This is a genomic window from Vagococcus coleopterorum (genome assembly GCF_011303955.1).
GTDB classification, from domain to species: Bacteria; Bacillota; Bacilli; order Lactobacillales; family Vagococcaceae; genus Vagococcus_D; species Vagococcus_D coleopterorum.
Genome location: NZ_CP049886.1, coordinates 683,856 through 700,853, shown reverse-complemented (window position 1 = coordinate 700,853; position 16,998 = coordinate 683,856). Strand labels below are relative to the sequence as shown.

18 protein-coding genes are annotated in these 16,998 nt (G+C 34.6%); 6 read left to right on the top strand and 12 right to left on the bottom strand.

The window, feature by feature from the left end; translation table 11 throughout:
* Window positions 1-158: 158 nt before the first annotated feature.
* The 4 genes from G7081_RS03550 to G7081_RS03535 form a co-directional block, all read right to left on the bottom strand.
* Window positions 159-590: a MucBP domain-containing protein gene (locus G7081_RS03550; RefSeq protein WP_166007464.1), complete on the bottom strand. Its 432-nt coding sequence runs from the start codon at window positions 588-590 to the stop codon at window positions 159-161.
* Window positions 577-1,995, bottom strand: coding sequence for a helix-turn-helix domain-containing protein (locus G7081_RS03545; protein ID WP_166007462.1), 1,419 nt, complete (start codon window positions 1,993-1,995; stop codon window positions 577-579). Before G7081_RS03545 ends, G7081_RS03550 begins: the two co-directional genes overlap by 14 nt.
* Before the next feature lie 244 nt (window positions 1,996-2,239).
* On the bottom strand, window positions 2,240-3,475 hold the full coding sequence (locus G7081_RS03540) for a MucBP domain-containing protein (protein ID WP_166007460.1): 1,236 nt from the start codon (window positions 3,473-3,475) through the stop codon (window positions 2,240-2,242).
* A gap of 204 nt (window positions 3,476-3,679) precedes the next feature.
* Complete coding sequence (locus G7081_RS03535; RefSeq protein ID WP_166007457.1) at window positions 3,680-4,642, bottom strand: quinone oxidoreductase family protein; 963 nt, start codon at window positions 4,640-4,642, stop codon at window positions 3,680-3,682.
* A 130-nt stretch (window positions 4,643-4,772) separates the two neighbouring features.
* Between G7081_RS03535 and G7081_RS03530 the strand changes: the two genes are divergently transcribed.
* Window positions 4,773-5,036 (top strand): hypothetical protein, encoded by a 264-nt coding sequence (locus tag G7081_RS03530; protein ID WP_166007455.1) that lies wholly within the window; start codon window positions 4,773-4,775, stop codon window positions 5,034-5,036.
* Between the two features lie 135 nt (window positions 5,037-5,171).
* Window positions 5,172-5,729: a YdeI/OmpD-associated family protein gene (locus G7081_RS03525; RefSeq protein WP_166007453.1), complete on the top strand. Its 558-nt coding sequence runs from the start codon at window positions 5,172-5,174 to the stop codon at window positions 5,727-5,729.
* Between the two features lie 160 nt (window positions 5,730-5,889).
* On the opposite strand, the gene G7081_RS03520 is transcribed toward G7081_RS03525, so the two are convergent.
* A complete protein-coding gene (locus G7081_RS03520) occupies window positions 5,890-6,525 on the bottom strand; it encodes a nitroreductase family protein (RefSeq protein ID WP_166007451.1) in 636 nt (211 codons plus the stop codon).
* A 23-nt stretch (window positions 6,526-6,548) separates the two neighbouring features.
* A complete protein-coding gene (locus G7081_RS03515) occupies window positions 6,549-6,962 on the bottom strand; it encodes an Ohr family peroxiredoxin (protein WP_166007449.1) in 414 nt (137 codons plus the stop codon).
* A gap of 142 nt (window positions 6,963-7,104) precedes the next feature.
* Between G7081_RS03515 and G7081_RS03510 the strand changes: the two genes are divergently transcribed.
* The 3 genes from G7081_RS03510 to G7081_RS03500 all read left to right on the top strand — a co-directional run bounded on the left by G7081_RS03510 (window position 7,105) and on the right by G7081_RS03500 (window position 8,987).
* The gene (locus G7081_RS03510; protein WP_166007447.1) at window positions 7,105-7,530 is read left to right on the top strand and encodes a MarR family winged helix-turn-helix transcriptional regulator; all 426 of its coding nucleotides are present in this window, start codon (window positions 7,105-7,107) and stop codon (window positions 7,528-7,530) included.
* A 16-nt stretch (window positions 7,531-7,546) separates the two neighbouring features.
* On the top strand, window positions 7,547-8,653 hold the full coding sequence (locus G7081_RS03505) for a DNA alkylation repair protein (protein ID WP_166007445.1): 1,107 nt from the start codon (window positions 7,547-7,549) through the stop codon (window positions 8,651-8,653).
* 70 nt (window positions 8,654-8,723) lie between these two features.
* Window positions 8,724-8,987 (top strand): hypothetical protein, encoded by a 264-nt coding sequence (locus G7081_RS03500; protein WP_166007443.1) that lies wholly within the window; start codon window positions 8,724-8,726, stop codon window positions 8,985-8,987.
* 136 nt (window positions 8,988-9,123) lie between these two features.
* On the opposite strand, the gene G7081_RS03495 is transcribed toward G7081_RS03500, so the two are convergent.
* From G7081_RS03495 to G7081_RS03470, 6 genes are all read right to left on the bottom strand, one after another.
* Window positions 9,124-9,531: a hypothetical protein gene (locus G7081_RS03495; RefSeq protein WP_202982273.1), complete on the bottom strand. Its 408-nt coding sequence runs from the start codon at window positions 9,529-9,531 to the stop codon at window positions 9,124-9,126.
* A 347-nt stretch (window positions 9,532-9,878) separates the two neighbouring features.
* The gene (locus tag G7081_RS03490; RefSeq protein ID WP_166007441.1) at window positions 9,879-10,073 is read right to left on the bottom strand and encodes a hypothetical protein; all 195 of its coding nucleotides are present in this window, start codon (window positions 10,071-10,073) and stop codon (window positions 9,879-9,881) included.
* Between the two features lie 33 nt (window positions 10,074-10,106).
* Window positions 10,107-10,955: a PhzF family phenazine biosynthesis protein gene (locus G7081_RS03485; RefSeq protein WP_166007439.1), complete on the bottom strand. Its 849-nt coding sequence runs from the start codon at window positions 10,953-10,955 to the stop codon at window positions 10,107-10,109.
* 125 nt (window positions 10,956-11,080) lie between these two features.
* Entirely contained in the window at window positions 11,081-11,911 is an 831-nt protein-coding gene (locus G7081_RS03480; protein ID WP_166007437.1) for an alpha/beta fold hydrolase, read from the bottom strand.
* A gap of 289 nt (window positions 11,912-12,200) precedes the next feature.
* A complete protein-coding gene (locus G7081_RS03475) occupies window positions 12,201-13,385 on the bottom strand; it encodes a MalY/PatB family protein (protein ID WP_166007435.1) in 1,185 nt (394 codons plus the stop codon).
* Window positions 13,386-13,396: 11 nt separating this feature from the next.
* Complete coding sequence (locus G7081_RS03470) at window positions 13,397-14,599, bottom strand: MFS transporter (protein WP_166007433.1); 1,203 nt, start codon at window positions 14,597-14,599, stop codon at window positions 13,397-13,399.
* 717 nt (window positions 14,600-15,316) lie between these two features.
* Between G7081_RS03470 and G7081_RS03465 the strand changes: the two genes are divergently transcribed.
* A complete protein-coding gene (locus G7081_RS03465) occupies window positions 15,317-16,915 on the top strand; it encodes a hypothetical protein (protein ID WP_166007431.1) in 1,599 nt (532 codons plus the stop codon).
* Window positions 16,916-16,998 lie beyond the last annotated feature (83 nt).

Here is a 16,998-nt window from a genome sequence, read left to right as displayed (position 1 = left end):
ATTTGAATGCCGTATCATACATTAACTATAATTAAAGAAGCTTCCTTTTTATAGCATCGTATGAGCGATTCGTTATCATCTTTTTTTTAATTCTAAAAATTATTGAGACGTCATTTTTTTTAGTTTAAATATTATTTTAAAGGACTGTCATTATTGTTTTAAAACCATTTCTTTTTATTTTTTGTGTATTCACCATAACAAATCCGGCCTGAAAGTTCTTCCATCAACGCTTTTACCATGTAAGGTTTTGCCATAGACGCGTTACCACTTATCGGATCTTTTTTCTTGGTAATCATTTGCTTATTAGTCGTTTCTGAACCATATTTTTCCAACCATTCTTTAATAGATGATTTTTTATAAATATAATTAACAGTTTGAACATCTTTTGTGATTTTTCCAGAGGGATTCCCGATAATCCTATCCAGGTACCACAGGGTATTATTTTTTATAAAATATTCTTGGCGCGCATACACTTTTTTTTGTTCAACAATGTCTTTAGAATAATTTTGATAAAAATTCTGTGCAGCAAATTGTTGTCCTGTGACAAAGAATAAAAGCGTCCCTAGGATACATATATTAATCTTTTTCAACTTTACTCTCCTTGATTAATAACACTTTATCAGCAAACGTACCCCAGTCGTTTACTGTTGGCGGGTCTCTCCAAATAATTTTATCTGTTTTTATATTTGGCAGATAAATGTCAGTTAAGTATAAATCCGTATCCCCATTATAAGATTCTTGTAAATTGATATTTAAATCTTTATAGTTCTCAATATTTCGTTTAATAAACATGTTGTAAGCTGAGCCATGAGAGAAATCTACACAAATATTAATAATTGGTTCGATCTCATGTAATGATATTTCTTGGATTAATAAGAAAATGAGATCGTAATAGTATTTAGCTAATTGACTATTATCAACTTGTATTGGCAACAAGTTACGACAGTAAACATCAACAAACCGATGTGCGATTGAATGGAATGTTGGATACATCTCACAAAAATAACCAATTTGAGCTTCTTCAATAAAAGAAGTCGCTTTATTTGAAAATATTAACCAATTTGCAAATAACATGGCGCTTTCTTCGACAATATCAGTATTAGCATACACATCCTTCTTTATCTGCTCCTTAATGGTCAGTTCAAACATCTCAATTAACTCTTGAACTCTTCCGCTTTTCACCACTGAAATATCAGCCTTTTGAATATTCAATTGAATATACGCTATCAAAACAACTTGTTCATCTGGTGATAAACCAAGGTTCGTCATAGCTTGACTGAAATAATAATCTGTTTTTTCCATTGTGATCAAGCCATCAATCAGATTTCTATCCATTGAAGTAATATTTTTATTCGATAAAACACGAGTCAGCTGTATACAAATAAATAGTTTTAAATTTTTCCCTTGCGTCTTGGGAATTCTTTTAGTAAATACAGCCTGTACCATTTTTTTGATTTCTAAGTATTTCTCGCGAACCTCATTAGAAAAAGGTAAATCAAACCCACTAAAGTAAAAGAAATACAAATCATATAAGCTATTTCTTAATGCTAGTTCACTTGGCGCTATGAGTTCCATACTATTCAATTCAATATTTAATTCATTTTTTAAAAAACTTGCTAACTCTAAACGAAGTCTATAGGATTGCGGAATACTCAGAAATGCTTTTTTTGAAAAATCTGGCATGCTTTGACCACCATCAAGTATATATTGAAGTAAATGAAACTTTTTAGACCGCATTATGTATGTTTGTTTCAGTTTTTCTAAACGATTCGTCGTAACTGGTCCGTAAATTAAAATACCTTCTTTATCTATCTTGACTTCATTATTTTCAAGAACTTGATTGATTCCTTTGACATGCTGCTCTAATTTATAATTAGAGATATTCAATTCACTACAAACCATATTAGCTGTAAGAACATGATTATTATATTGTTCAAGCATCATCACAATTAACATCTCAACACGGTCATTACTCTCTAAAATATCTAAAATCATAAATCCTCCTAATATCTATACCTATCCGCCATCTCTTTTCATAAAATTTGCCTTAATACTATTATATATAAAACATTAATTTAAATATAGTCTAATTAACCCTGTTAAGTATCAGGTTTTTTATTTTTATAAAAAATAATGATACGTATTTATTCAACAGTCTATCTGAATTGTATTTGATTTAATACTAATATGTTATATCTAAAAAACAACCTAACGTTTGTTAGGTTGTTTCAGTTATAAACTAGTGTCTTCTCTTATAAAAAGTATATCCCAATATACTCAGTAAAATTGCCCCTAACCCTGATAACCAAAGAATAGATTCTTCACCCGTCTGTGGCAAAATTTCATTTGGTTTTTCTTTGCCTTTATCATTAGTATTTTGAGTTGGATTACTATTCTCCGTTCCATTGGAATCTATAGGATTCGTTGGATTTGTTGGATCTGTTGGGTCTGTTGGGTCTGTTGGTGGTACAGCCACTTCATTTTTTACGTAAACATAAGTAACAATTTGCTTATCTAAGCTAAATGTTCCAGTAGCATTGGCTGGTTTTTCTTTTAGCGTCCAGCCGTCAATACTTACAACTTTCGATTCATATGGCAGACCGAATTTACCATTTAATATCACTTCTTCAGATAACGCATTGCCTTGTTCATCTTGATATCTGATGATAACCGGTGCTGCTTCTGAACGTTCATAAACATAAATTACTTCTTGATCTTCATCTGCAAACTTCCCAGTAGCATTGGTTGGTTTTGCTTTTAGCGTCCAGCCATTAATAATTTCTGCTTGCGAGTTATACTCTTCTCCATTTTCCCCTGTTAATTCTTTAGCTGGATGTATATCATTACCGTCCTCATCCACATATCTAACAGTTACTAATCGATAACTATCAAATTCAACATTTTTATAATGCTTACCATCTAGAAACAATTCTGCTATCAAATTTGTCCCGGAATGCGCCTGATCCCAATTTGCTTCAACTGTTGACTCGACAAACACTTTTTCATTAACACCTAATTTATCAAATTTCACTCGAAGCCCCTTAATATCACTGATTGAACTCGGTACTTCTTCATTAAAAGAAACCCCATCTACAGAATACTCCATCGTATATGATGTTGTTTCAGGAGCAGTTACCTTGGGTAGCGACTTTAAAGTAACAGATTTCCCATATGTTTTCGACATTGAAAAATCCACATTTTCTTTACTGGATGGTTGAAACATATGGGAAAAAGTTATCAACGATGCATCGTCTTTTTCAATTGTAATTATTGGTTTTAAAGTTAAGTTTTCACCATTAATATATACTTCCATTCCATAGTTACCTGAAACCGCTCTCGAATTCATATTATTATCATCTAAAAGCATATTTTTTGTTGGAACCAATCCACCTTCAGCACGTGCATTTCCTGGAACTATTAACATTGAACTAAGTAAACACACTAAGCCTATATACCCCATCAATTTATATTTCAACTTTAGCCCTCCATTACATCATTATTTTTTCAAGTTATATTATCCCTCACTTCGCATTCTCAAGCAACCTCTTTTTAACACTTATAATACATTTGAATAACACTTTGTTAATTACATTCGACCCTTCATTTCCAAATATGTACCATACCGTTTGACCTGTTCCGATCAGTCCAAAAAAGCCCCGCACAAGCGAGGCTTTTTTTGTTATGGTCTTAACAGTAATTTTCCTGTGCTTTTTCGACTTTCTAATAGGTCATGGGCTGCCTGTCCATCTGACAAGGCAAAGATGGTCGGCTCAGACACGACTAAATCTTTGTTTAAAATAGCAGTAAACAATTGGTCCGCTCTGGCTTGTCTAATGTCGTGACTTGTTAGCACATTCCACAAATCTCCACCTGTTAACGTTTTTGACGTGTCCATTAACATACGCGGGTCAACCAGTGCTGGGTCGCCACCTGCCATTCCGTAGAAGACAACTGCCCCACCTGTTTTTGTTGCTGCAAAGCTTTGTTCTAAAGTTGAGCCTACCGAATCATAAGCGACATCTACGCCACTAGTAATAGTTTGGACCGCACTCACCCAATCGGTGTCATATAGGAAAACATGGTCTGCGCCTTTAGACGTTACTACTTTTGCTTTAGCATCTGATGAGGTTAAACCAATCACTTTAGCGCCTTTGGCTTTCGCTAGTTGAACTAAATTTTGTCCCACTCCACCTGCCGCAGCATGAACTAAAACAGTCTCTCCTTCTGAACTTAAATTATAACTATCAGATAATAAATATTGGGCTGTTAGGCCTTGAAGCAAGATTGCTGCAGCTGTGTCGAATGAAATACCCTCTGGAATTTTGATGATTTTTTCTTCAGGAACCACGACTAATTCTGCATTAGCGAACGGCACGTCAGCAAAGGCTATACGTTGGCCAACCGCGACATAGGAAACATTTTCGCCAACAGCTTTGACCACTCCTGAACCTTCGTAACCTAAAATATAAGGTGCTTCGCCAGCTAAGTGGTAATTCCCTTTTCTACGATAGATGTCAGCAAAGTTAACTCCGATACTTTTCATTTCTACTAAGATCTCGTTCTCATTCATAACGGGATCAGAAACCTCACCATATTTTAAAACATTTGCATCGCCAAACTCATTAAAGTATAAAGCTTTCATCAAACCCCTCTTTTCTCTTTGTTATTATTACCATCTTACGTTCTAGCAATAGTACACGCAACTTTAAACTCTGAATGAAGAATGGCTCTTTATGGTATAATAAAAACAACTATAGAAGGAGGTGCCTTTCATGAAGAAAACAAATTTTATCGTTATTTTTTGGCTAGTACTAGCTTTAATCTTTACGATTGTTTTATTATTTAACTTAACAAGTATTTTCCAAAGCATTTCCTATTTAATCATCCCTGAAACAAGCAATGATATGTATATGTCTGCTGACGAAGTGAAGCGCTCATTAATTTCAAACATCCCAATGGCAGTTATTTCAATTGCCGGTATGTGGGTTGGTATTAAATCAGGTTTAAAGCTATACAAACACACTGAAGAAGTTTAAGAAACAATTAAAAACCTTCTCTTATCCGAGAGGGTTTTATTGTGTTATCCAATTATACCTTCCATTAACATTTGGGTTATTGGTAATGTTATATTTGTATCAACCTTAAATAAATATACGCGGAGGAACAAGAACATGAGTGATAGTTTGTTTTTTACAACTCAAATAGAATTTACAAATTGGTTGGAGGATCATCATCTAACTTCTAATGAACTGTGGGTAGGTTTTTATAAACAGAAATCAAAGAAAGTAAGCATCTCTTGGTCAGAATCAGTCGATTGCGCACTCGCTTTTGGCTGGATCGATGGTATTCGAAAATCCATTGATGAAGAGAGTTATAAAATCCGCTTTACACCACGCAAGCCTAATAGCGTTTGGAGCAAGATTAATGTTGAGAAAGTCCAAAAATTAATCGAGTTGAACCAAATGAGACCTGAAGGATTGGCCCTTTTCAATCAAAGAAAAGATCAAATTGGTTATTCATCCGTTGACAGAAATGTTGATCTACCTACAGACTATCACTTTGAAATCACAAAAAATATAAAAGCATTAGCATTTTATAACCAACTTCCACCTTCTTACAAAAGAGATTCTATCTGGTGGGTCATGAGTGCCAAAAAAGAAGAAACACAACTTAGAAGACTCCATCGTTTAATTACCGCATGGGAAGAAAAAGATATGTTACGCCCATAACCCTTTTAATCACAATCTTGACAATAATACAGTTACCGTCAATAAAAAGACTATAAACACTGATACCACAGCGTTTATAGTCTTTTTTTATTCCCCTACACTACCTTCCATTAAACAAGTAGCATTAAATTGGCATCAAATAAATCCATAAGAATCACATCTATTTAAAACTTGTAATTTTTTCAGGTGCTAGGCGTACTGACTCATAGCCTTCGTCCACAGCTTTACCTATTGAAAGGATCATAACTGGTACAAAGCGTTCTTTATCTAAATCAAACGCTTCTGCTAATTGATCTGATTCAAATCCACCAATCGCATTCGTATCATAACCATATGTACGAGCAACTAACATCAGTTGCATCGCTGCTAGACTTGAATCGATTTTAACAACATCGTTCATTTGTTCTTTAGTGAAGCTATTATAATATGGAAGAATAGCTGCTAACTGTTGCTCTTTAACCTCTTCAGGCATTTTACCTTCAACTACAGCTTGCGAGTATATCTCTACACCATTTTCTTGACATAACATATCACCAAAAATTAAAATCATTGCTGATGAGGTATCATTTTGACGTCCATTAAAACGGACTAAAGGTTTTAATTTAGCTTTAGCTTCATCACTTTCCACTACAACAAAACGCCAAGGTTGCATATTGACTGAAGAAGGAGCTTTCGTTGCTTCTTCAATCATTTTCAGCATATCTTCTTGTGGTATTTTATGATTTTCATCAAACACACGGATTGATTTTCTGCCAAAGGTAATGTCATTAAAATCATTTGTCATTTTTTTTAACATTATAAGTTCCTCTTTCCTTCTTATTAAACAGCTTTAACTGTCAGTTCGATATTATTTTTAACAGCTTTTGAATAAGGGCATACTTTGTGTGCAACCTCTAACAATTCCTGCGCTTCTTCTAAAGTAAGCCCTTCAATATGACCTTCAATCTCCACCCCTAATTGGACGTCAGGTAACGCGGATTGACTCATATTATATAGACCAACTGTTGCTGAAACGACTGATTCACCCGTAACATTATGCTGTTCTTTAACATAGTCTAATGCACTATTAAAACAAGCACTAAATCCTGCTGCAAATAATTGTTCAGGATTGGTTGCACCGTCTCCTTTTTTCCCAGGTGGTAAAATCAACATTGATAATGAACCATCTGCAGAACGAACCTCTCCTGAGCGCCCTCCAGTATTAATCACCTTAGTAGAATATACTTTTTTCATTGCCATTCCTTCTTTCTGTTAATTAGATTGTGCGCAATCTATATCGCTAACAAATTGAATTGTACACAATCAAATTGTGTTTGACAAGTGTTTTGTTTTAACATAAACTGAACCTATCAAATAACTGGAGGTAGTTACTATTATGACGGAACAATCCCCTCATTTAGAGCAAAGCATTTGTTTTCAAATGTATGTGGCATCAAAAGAAATCATTCGCCTTTACAAACCTTATTTAAATGAATATAACTTAACTTATACTGGTTTTATTGCCATGTTAGCAATTGAAGATGGCATGTCTGTTAGTTCATTAGGTGAAGCTTTGTTTTTAGACTCTGGCACGCTAAGTCCCTTATTAAAAAAACTAGAGAAGCACGACTTAATAAAACGAGTTCGCTCAAAAGAAGATGAACGTGTCTTAGTTTTAAAATTAACGGAGCAAGGACAGTTACTAAAAGAAAAATTGCCAAAAATATCAGAAACTATTTATAAACAAATTAATGAACAAGCGCCGACTATCAATTATCCTCAACTATTAGAAACTCTGAGAACCATCAACCGCACATTGTAACTAAGGAGGAAGAAGAATGGGCACCACTACCCCTTTAAAAGATATCTATACACATGATTTTTTGTTAGATTTTTCTAAACAAGTCACTACTTTCCAATCGCATTTTAATAGTGACTCATTTGTTTTAGAAATCACTTCAAATTCTTGGACTGAATTAAGTTTACGACAAAGGATGATGAAAATCGCAACTTTATTAGGTGACCATTTAACAGGTACCTATCTCGAAAAACTAGAAATCATCCTATCACTACATTCGCAAAATCCCGGATTTAATTATTTGTTTTTACCAGATTTTGTCAGCGTCTTCGGTTTATCGGATGAGCATTTCGATATTTCTCTGGACTATCTAAAAAAATTAACTTGCTTCTCTTCTGCGGAGTTTGCTATTAGACCTTTTATTAATAAAGACCAAAAGAGAGTTCAACCTTTTTTATTAGAATGCAGTTTAAATCAGAATGAACATATTCGTCGCTTAGCATCCGAAGGCAGTCGCCCGCGACTTCCCTGGGGAATCCATCTGAAAGATTATATCCAGAACCCTGAATTGAATTTACCACTATTAACTAATTTGAAGAACGACCCTTCCCTCTACGTTCGGAAGTCAGTAGCAAACCACTTAAATGATATCTCTAAAGAGAATCCTGATTTGGTAATTGCAACCTGCAAAGACTGGTCAAACCACTCAAAAGAAACGGATTGGATTATCAAACGCGCTTGTCGCACACTTGTTAAAAAAGCAAATCCTGATGCGTTAAAACTTTTCGGTTACGCTGAACCAGGTACGACTTTTGAGATTCTACGGACTGAATTAAGCATTCTAAATAAGACGCTCTCAATTGGCGAGACTCTATCGTTTAACTATCTTATAGAAATAACTCTCACAGCTACACAGCCTCTTCGCCTCGAATTTGGCATAAATTATATGAAGGCAAATGGAACAACCTCGTTAAAAAAATTTCATATTTCAGACTCATTAACATCGGAACAGATCTTTTCTGGGAAAAAGAACTTATCATTTCAGGACTTATCCACGCGGAATCATTATCCCGGCACTCATCAACTACTTCTTTTCTGTAACGGGCAACAAGTTAATTGTATGGATTTTCATTTAACAACTAGTTAAATACCTGTTTGGGATAATGACGTCTTTATGATAGACTACTTATTAACGTCACAACTTCTAGGAGCTTTTTATGATTAATTTACACGATTATTCAAACAATAAAGTAACAATCACAATGACAATTGGTGGATTGAACGATAGGCTAATAAAACAAACTGTTGAGACTATCATTGCCGCGCACGGACATCAATTAGAATACTCAATAAATGAATCTGCATCTCAACTTAAACTGATATTAGCAACTCAGGAAATTCCAGAGTTCGTTAAACTTTTTACTAATGAAAATCTCGCTATTTATGAAATGAAAGAAATTAAAGAAAAGACCACCCCATAATGCGGTGGTCTTTTCTTTATATTTTATTGTTTTAAAAATCATATGGGCTCTTCTAAAGGAAGCACTTTTATCAGATGATATTTAATTTTTGAGGAGCTATTTCAGAAATCAAAAAATATATAAACTATAAATAGTTTTATTTTTTCCAAACAAAATAACTTAGGGTAATCACAAAATCAATTCCTAGAACAAGCAACCAAACTTGTACCATGTCTGTTAGTACTTTGGTTCTTTCTGGATCACCTACGATAACTGTAATTAGTAGTAACATGCCTGAACCTAAAAGAAAGGCTAAAACATGCTTCAGCCAACTCCTAAATTGTTGTTTCGCATACGCTATACCAACTAGCTTTTTAGGCTTGTCACCTATCTTCATTATATAATAAGCAAATCTTTCGTCTGCCCATTGGATCATACCTTTACCATAGATAACTGATACCCCAATATAAACACCGGCTAAAGCGTGAGCTGGTGTGGCTGTTGCGCCATTATACATATCGAAACCAGCTGCGGTTAACAAGATTAAATCTAGTATAGGAATCATGGACAAGATTCTAAAACCCAATCTGTCATTTTTAAATATACCTGACTATTAATCCAAGTCCAATGGCTACCCAAAATAAAATTTCACATAATAAAATTAACCCAATAATCAAATAATCTTTCCTCCAACCTAGCTTTCTTCTATCATTTTAAACAATACTATAACCCAAAGTTCATTTAGTAAAAGCTATTTCTTTGTCACGATAAACGCGGCACCTCCACCCTAACTACTTTCCACGTCGATTTTCTTCCTTATATTTTAACATAAGCCACTGTATTTCAGATACTGTATCAACATACAAAAAGAGCCCTCATTTCTAAGGACTCTTATTACATGTACTGAACTCTCTATTTCTCGTCAGCTATCACTTCAATCGGTTCAACCACATTCCCGTCTTTATCATAGATAACTGATTCGTTGATTCGATTATCTGATTTCGTTTGTTGCATGTAGAAAAATGAACCCGCTATAGCTGATAAAAGAATAATGCCCCATAACCAAATATTTTTATAAAATGGTTTCACTTGATTTCCATTGCTCATTGTAATACCTCCATGTAGGTTAGTTTATGCCTATTATTCTATCTCTAACAGCTTCGTTTCACAATAGTACCCTTTTCCGCCTACGGAAACTTTTTCGATCGTTTCATTTACATCTGTCCCCAAGGTTACCATGATTTCAGATGGAAGGTTCAATGCATAACCTTGCTCAAAAGCGTAAGTCTCTTTCCTCAGAATATTATTTTTATGCAAGAAACAAGCTAAGGCACAATTTGACGTGCCAGTTGCTGCTTCTTCATCAATATCAAAACGCGGAGCGAAGTTTCGACAAATAATCCGATTATCATTAAATGCATAAAGATGCATGCCTACCACATCATAGTCATCACTGATTGTTTTAATCTCAGAAAAGTTAGGTTGCAGCTGATGTAGTTGCTCTGCCGTTTTGATTGGGACTAAGATATCTTTCAAGCCAGTGGAAACAATTTGAATAGCCAAGTTGTCAGCAATAGCCTCAGGATCAAAACAGGCAGCGAGCTGTTCTAAAGCTAAAACATCATAAAATTCAGGCTGATTTTGTTCCATAAAAATCATATCGTCTTTTATGCTAATGTTTAGCACGCCACTGTTTGTTTCTATTGTATAGTTTCCTTTAGAAAGTTTATTTAAATGATTCAATATAACAAATGACCCAATCGTAGCGTGACCGCATAAATCAACTTCTTCTTTTGGTGTGAAGTATTCGATTTTATAATCCGCTATCTCAGAATCAGAAATATAAGCTGTTTCTGCATAACCTAACTCTTTGGCAATGGCCATTTTTTTCTGAGCACTTAATGGCTGATCCATTAGAACAACCCCCGCTTTATTACCACCTTTTTGATTTTTACTAAAGGCACTTGCAACATAAACCGTGACTGACATCTTAGCCCTCCTACTAACTCACTTATTAAACTAATTATACCGATTAATGAATGAATAGTAAAAACAGTTTGAATTTTATTATCACACACCATAAAAAAAGCCTCCGCACTTGCGGAGGCTTTTTCTTATTTTACGAATTTATTTAATGCTTCAAAGTATGCTTCAGGTTCTTCCAACATTGGGTTGTGTCCACTTTTAGAAAACTTAGTCACTTCTAGACCGTTTTCTTCTGTTATATCATCCCATAGCTTGGTTGGTGCTACCAAATAATCAAAATCACTTAGCAATAATAGAACTGGTTTATGCCAGTTTCTTAAAAAGTACGCTGTATCAAAAGTAGCAAAAGCTTCGCCCCATAAATGATCAAGAGCTGGCATGTTATTCTCTACGCCATCCCACAAGTACGCACCATCGAACTGATAGTCATAGAAACTGTGAGCTTGCATACGAATATTCATGTGACTAAAACGATTCTTTGGATCTGCTTCAATTTCATTTGCCAACTTAGCAATTTCACCATAGAAGTAATTTTTGCGTTCATCAGATGCTGTCGTTTCAAAATACTCAATACTGCCATCTTGACGTTCCTGAGTATTCGTTGGTGCTAAGTTAGACAGGATAATACCTGTTACCCGTTCACCATACTTTTCAGCATAGGCCATCGCCATAAAGCCATGACCCGAGTGTCCTAAAATATACATTGATTCAATCCCTAAATCTTGACGAATTAATTCAATATCCTCTACAACTTCCGATAAACTATAACCAGCATCTTCAGACTCTGGCCTAGCAAATCCCCTATGATCTATGAAAATTAAGTTTAACGCTTCAAAGATCTTATCTTCAAATAGTCTTGGGTAGTAAACACTACTACCTATAACCATGATCGGTTGTTTTGTTGTATCTCCTTTTTGGAAATAATTTAATTTATATGTATTTGTATTAATATGTTTCATCTCTTTCACCTCTAATAATTGTTATTATTATAGGCCACACATGTAGCCCATAATACTTGCTACATTAGGTATGTCTACTCTATAGATAGTACCTATACTTATCTATAGAGACTAGTTATCGGATGAAACTCCCTGATAATCCCATTTCTCTCACCTGACTTGTTTATTATTTTATTAAATATTAACACATGTAGTTTATAAGTTCAAAATACGCGAACCATTCAGTTTATTATAATTTTACTTCAGAAAAATATAAAAGCCCACATTTTCATGTGGGCTTTCTCTATCATTATTTTTCTAAATCCTTTAAGCAGTCAATAATAATTTGTGTGCCCTTTTCTACAGTTGCTCTTGGGCAGGCAATATTCACGCGCATGTAGCGTTTGTCGTTTTCGAAGAAATCTTTGCTTGTTTCTAGCGCTAGACCGTGTGCCACTAATGACTCACGCATCTCATCTTCTGTGACCTTTAAGTAGTCGACATTTAGCCAAACTAAGTAAGTTGCTTGTAAGTCTGTAATCACGACTTGCGGACACTCTCTTTCAATTTCGCTTCGCATGTATTGGTAGTTTCCGTAGACATACTCAGTTAGTTCTTTAACGTATGGCGCCCCATGTTTATAGGCTGCTTCCATTGCAAGACATGAAAAGTTATTTAGTAGATCTGAACTATGAGTGTAGGCTTCGGCTTCTTTAATTTTACCAAGTAAGAATTCATTTTCTACAATGTAATAGGCCACTTGAATACCTGCCAAGTTAAATGTCTTAGTTGGTGCAATTAAGACACATAAGGATTGGTCAAAACCAATTTTCCGAGCGACTTTCATAGCCGGCACAAAAGTATGGCCTGGCATAATCAAGTCACTATGAACTTCATCTGATACCATCAAAACATTGTATTTTTGACAGATTAACATCATTTTTTCTATTTCATCTTCTGACCATACACGACCTGTCGGGTTATGTGGGTTACATAGAACATATAGTTTAATATCATTTTCAATAATTTTTGTTTCAAAATCATCAAAATCAAACTCGACTTGGCTACCGTTCATTATTAAGTGTGTCCCAATCCAATTTCGTTTAGCACCTGTTGTCACATGAACAAAAGGTCCGTAACTCGGCATCGACAATAGGACATTATCCCCTTCTTCAGTAAAGGCAATGACAGCTAAATTTAGCCCTTTTAAAATAGAAGACGTAAAGAAGATACTATCTTCTTTATAGGTAATATCATTTTGCTGTTGATGCCACTTCACTGGTGCTTCTCTATAGAAAGAACCAAATAAAGAATAACCAAACACACCATGGTGTGCGCGTTTTTCAATTGCTTCTACGACTTCTTTTGGTGGATAAAAGTCCATATCCGCCACCCACATTGGTAACAAATCAGGATTCCCATATAACAAACCTAGTCCATCATACTTACCACAATGAGATCCTCTTCTTTCAATTATTTCATCAAATTTTGACATTCTCTTTCCTCCTATTCAGGTATGCGTTTTAACAAACGTTGTTCAAACTGTGTGATAACTAATGTCACGATTAAAATGACAACAATCCCAACTCCAACAAAGAATGACGTCGTGGCTAATTGATCAGAAAATAGTCCGGATATTTGATTGATAATTAAAGGCGACAATGCAAAACCTAAACTTGTGGCTGCTGAAAAGACGCCAGCAGTTATGGGAATTGCTGCTGGTTTTACAACAGAGGTCATTAAGAATAAAATACGGGTCATCACAAACCACGTGCTAATGCCATTAACTAGACAACCAATAAAGACAGCCATTGGTAAATGGATAGTAGCAATCAATAACTGACCAACTGCCATCCCGATGAAACCAATAATCATCGTGTAACTCCGAAAGACTTTGGCTAACTTAGTCACAATTAAACCAGCCGCTATCCCACCTAGACTTTCACAAGATAATGCCAAGCCTGCAACCTTTGCATCTCCAATATGGGCTTCTTGAATATGAAGTGCAACATTATTTTGACTCACACCACCTAAAAGAGTCACTAACATGCCTAAGATAATCACGAAAATAACAGTGGTACTGACTAAGGTAAGGCGATTGTCATCAGCTGAGGTCTCACCACTACTCTCTTGTTCTTCTAGTAATTGGGTTTCACGAATGGCTTTATCATTAGGTAAGAAAAAGATGGCAAAGACAACGCCAACAAAAGCGAATAAGAACATTGCATAACTGAAGTACCAACCAAACGAAGCTAAGATACCACCAAGCGCAGCCACTGCCATACCGCCAATCGCTTTTAGACTTGTGTTTAAACCAAGCATGTTGGAACGACTGTCCCCACTAAAGTAGGTAGCAATAATAGCGGGCATTGTCGAGGTCATTAGACCTGCCCCTAACCCAAGTAATACTGAAATAAACAGCAGAAAATTAAATCCGGGTTGAATAAATAGTGGCAAGGACCCTGACCCTAAAAGTAGCGCTCCTATGATGACAACAATTTTCTGAGAAAAGATATCTTGCAGTTTCCCCGCGACAAGAGAGACACCAAAACTAGCAAAAGCTGCTAAGGAAATAATTAATTGCAACGTTGAACGACCCACTTCTGGATAGGATAGACCAATGACACCTAAACTTGGGGCAATCCCTAAAGCAATGTTAGAAATTATCATTAGTAGACCAAGAGTGACAATCATTTGTTTACTTGTCATAGTGATGACCTACTTTCATCCGACTGTCAGAGGTAACCTGATGAATAGCATCAACCAACACATTCATTTTAACTTGAGTCATTGTTATTCCTCCAAATCTGTCAAAACAAGTGACGTACGACTGGATCCATTAAAAAGTAAGTAATAGTAAACGAAGCAACTGCCTTTATTCTCTAGAAAAATAAAAGAGGGCTAGACGTTAGTCTAACCCTCTTCATAATTATATACCCACCAAACAAGACCTACATAAATAGACCTACTCCATCACTTGTTTTTATTCGGAATATTTAAAAATCCGATTTACAAATGCTGTCAGTTGGTGTTACATTAACTATAAGCAGTGGTTAGTCCTTGGCGACTAATCTTTATCCATGGGTGTTACCAGCACCTATGGGATGCTTTTTTTATTTTGTCTACTATTACTCGCCACCATCATATGGCTAAAACACATAAAGGTCAAGGGGAACATATACGCTTTTATGATAACTAGTAAAATCAAAATCACATACTTTTTATGGGTAAACTTGTAATTTACTATTGCAAAAATCACATGATGACTAGTACATACACTATTTACTATCACATAGACCTTACCTTTTCAGCATCTATTTAGTTGGTCAGATTCAAACTGTTGCAGATGCTTTAATAAAAATAAATTTCCTTATTAATCTTTGCTTAAATCAAGTATAATTTATTTAAAATCTAGGAGGTTAACTTATGCAAAAAACTGACTATATAAATTGCTGGAAAGAAAAAAATGAAGTTGGATTAGATGAAGTAACTGATACATTTATCAACTTATTTAAAAAACCTGATTTTCTTCCATCAATTTATCATCCAATTCTGTATAAATACTTGAAAAACCCTCAAATAAAACATTGGGACAAAGAGTTATTCACATTTTCTTATACGAAAATACGAGAATTAGAACGTTCTATTGGCAAAGAAAATATGTCGATAACGCTATTATCTAACTTTCATCTTCTTTCTACCGCATATCAAAATTTATTGGATATAGAAAGTAGAATTTTATTAATGAATAGGTTTAAAGGAAGCGAAGAACTTAAAGCTAAAATTTTCAACATTAACATTTACAATGACCTTCTAAATGGAGTATTCGGAGAACTATTAAAGCTTTTTATTACTTTTGAAAGCGCTAAAGATAATAAAAACTTATCTCAAAAAACATTAAAGCCTCAAATTGAATTACTTGAATCTAATAAAAGGGGCTATCAAAACATAACCGCTTTAGCTGATGCTAATATTCGAAACGCAATTTCTCACGGCGGAGTCAAAGTAGTTGGACCAAAAATTTATTTTTCATTCAGAATTGGAAAAGAACATTTCCAACACGAGTCAACGGTCTATGATTTTAAAGATTCCCTTCTACGACTATTTGATGGAGTAAGCGGTATTATACTATCTTGGTTCAGCTATTTGTGTGAGGAAAACATATCATATAACGAAGTCTCTGGTAACTCTTTGATTAATGAAGAAACATCCCTTTTCTTCGAAAAATTATCAATGTCCACCTTATTAACTGCCTGTGATAAGGTATACCAAGTTGATATTGATAACGAATCTGGAAAAAGAAAACATATAAATGTTGAGTTTATTGGCACTGACTTGGATGTGGACCAAAGAATTCTTTTTGGAATATATACTGCAGAACGAATCTTCCATCTAAGACAACTTAATCAGGAAGACACAGTAATGATTTCTTTTAACTCTCCTAAAACTGTTACTTCTTTCTTTACGATCAATTGCTCAGATATCAATAATTTGAGTAATGGAAAAATTACAGTTGAGGATGTTTCCAAAATCATCTATCAAAGCGGAAATGTATTAATGTTTCCTGTTAATGATGAAGATAGAAATGAGTTTGAGGATAGTTTTAGACACTACTCAGATATCGAGACCCAGGATTACCATATTACTGAAATCGAAGATATTAGTCTTGAAAACGAAAAAAGAATCAAGGCTGTTGTTTATCTTAATCGAGCAAAAAGACCTAACCATGTTGAAAAAAACATCTCTGAAATTGTAGAACAGTTAAAAAAACTTGAGACTTACGGCTTCGCATCGAACAAAGTAAAACACGGAAAAATGGATGCCGATTTGATTTATTTGATTTTGTATAAAAAAGAGGTCCGTAAAGGAAAGGATAGAGCTTTATATCCAACAAATGACAATTTCATTGCTCAAATTCAATATGATAATAAAATGAAATTCCCAATTAGAAATGCTTTTGTTGACCCCAATTTAAAATTACGCCGTTATAAAACGATTGAATATAATTGGAATCCTAATTTTTAATTGTTTCTAGATAATTTCTTGAGAAAAAGCTTTATTGTCCTTTTTAATAATGATTAAATAACTTTTAATTATTTTTCTATTTG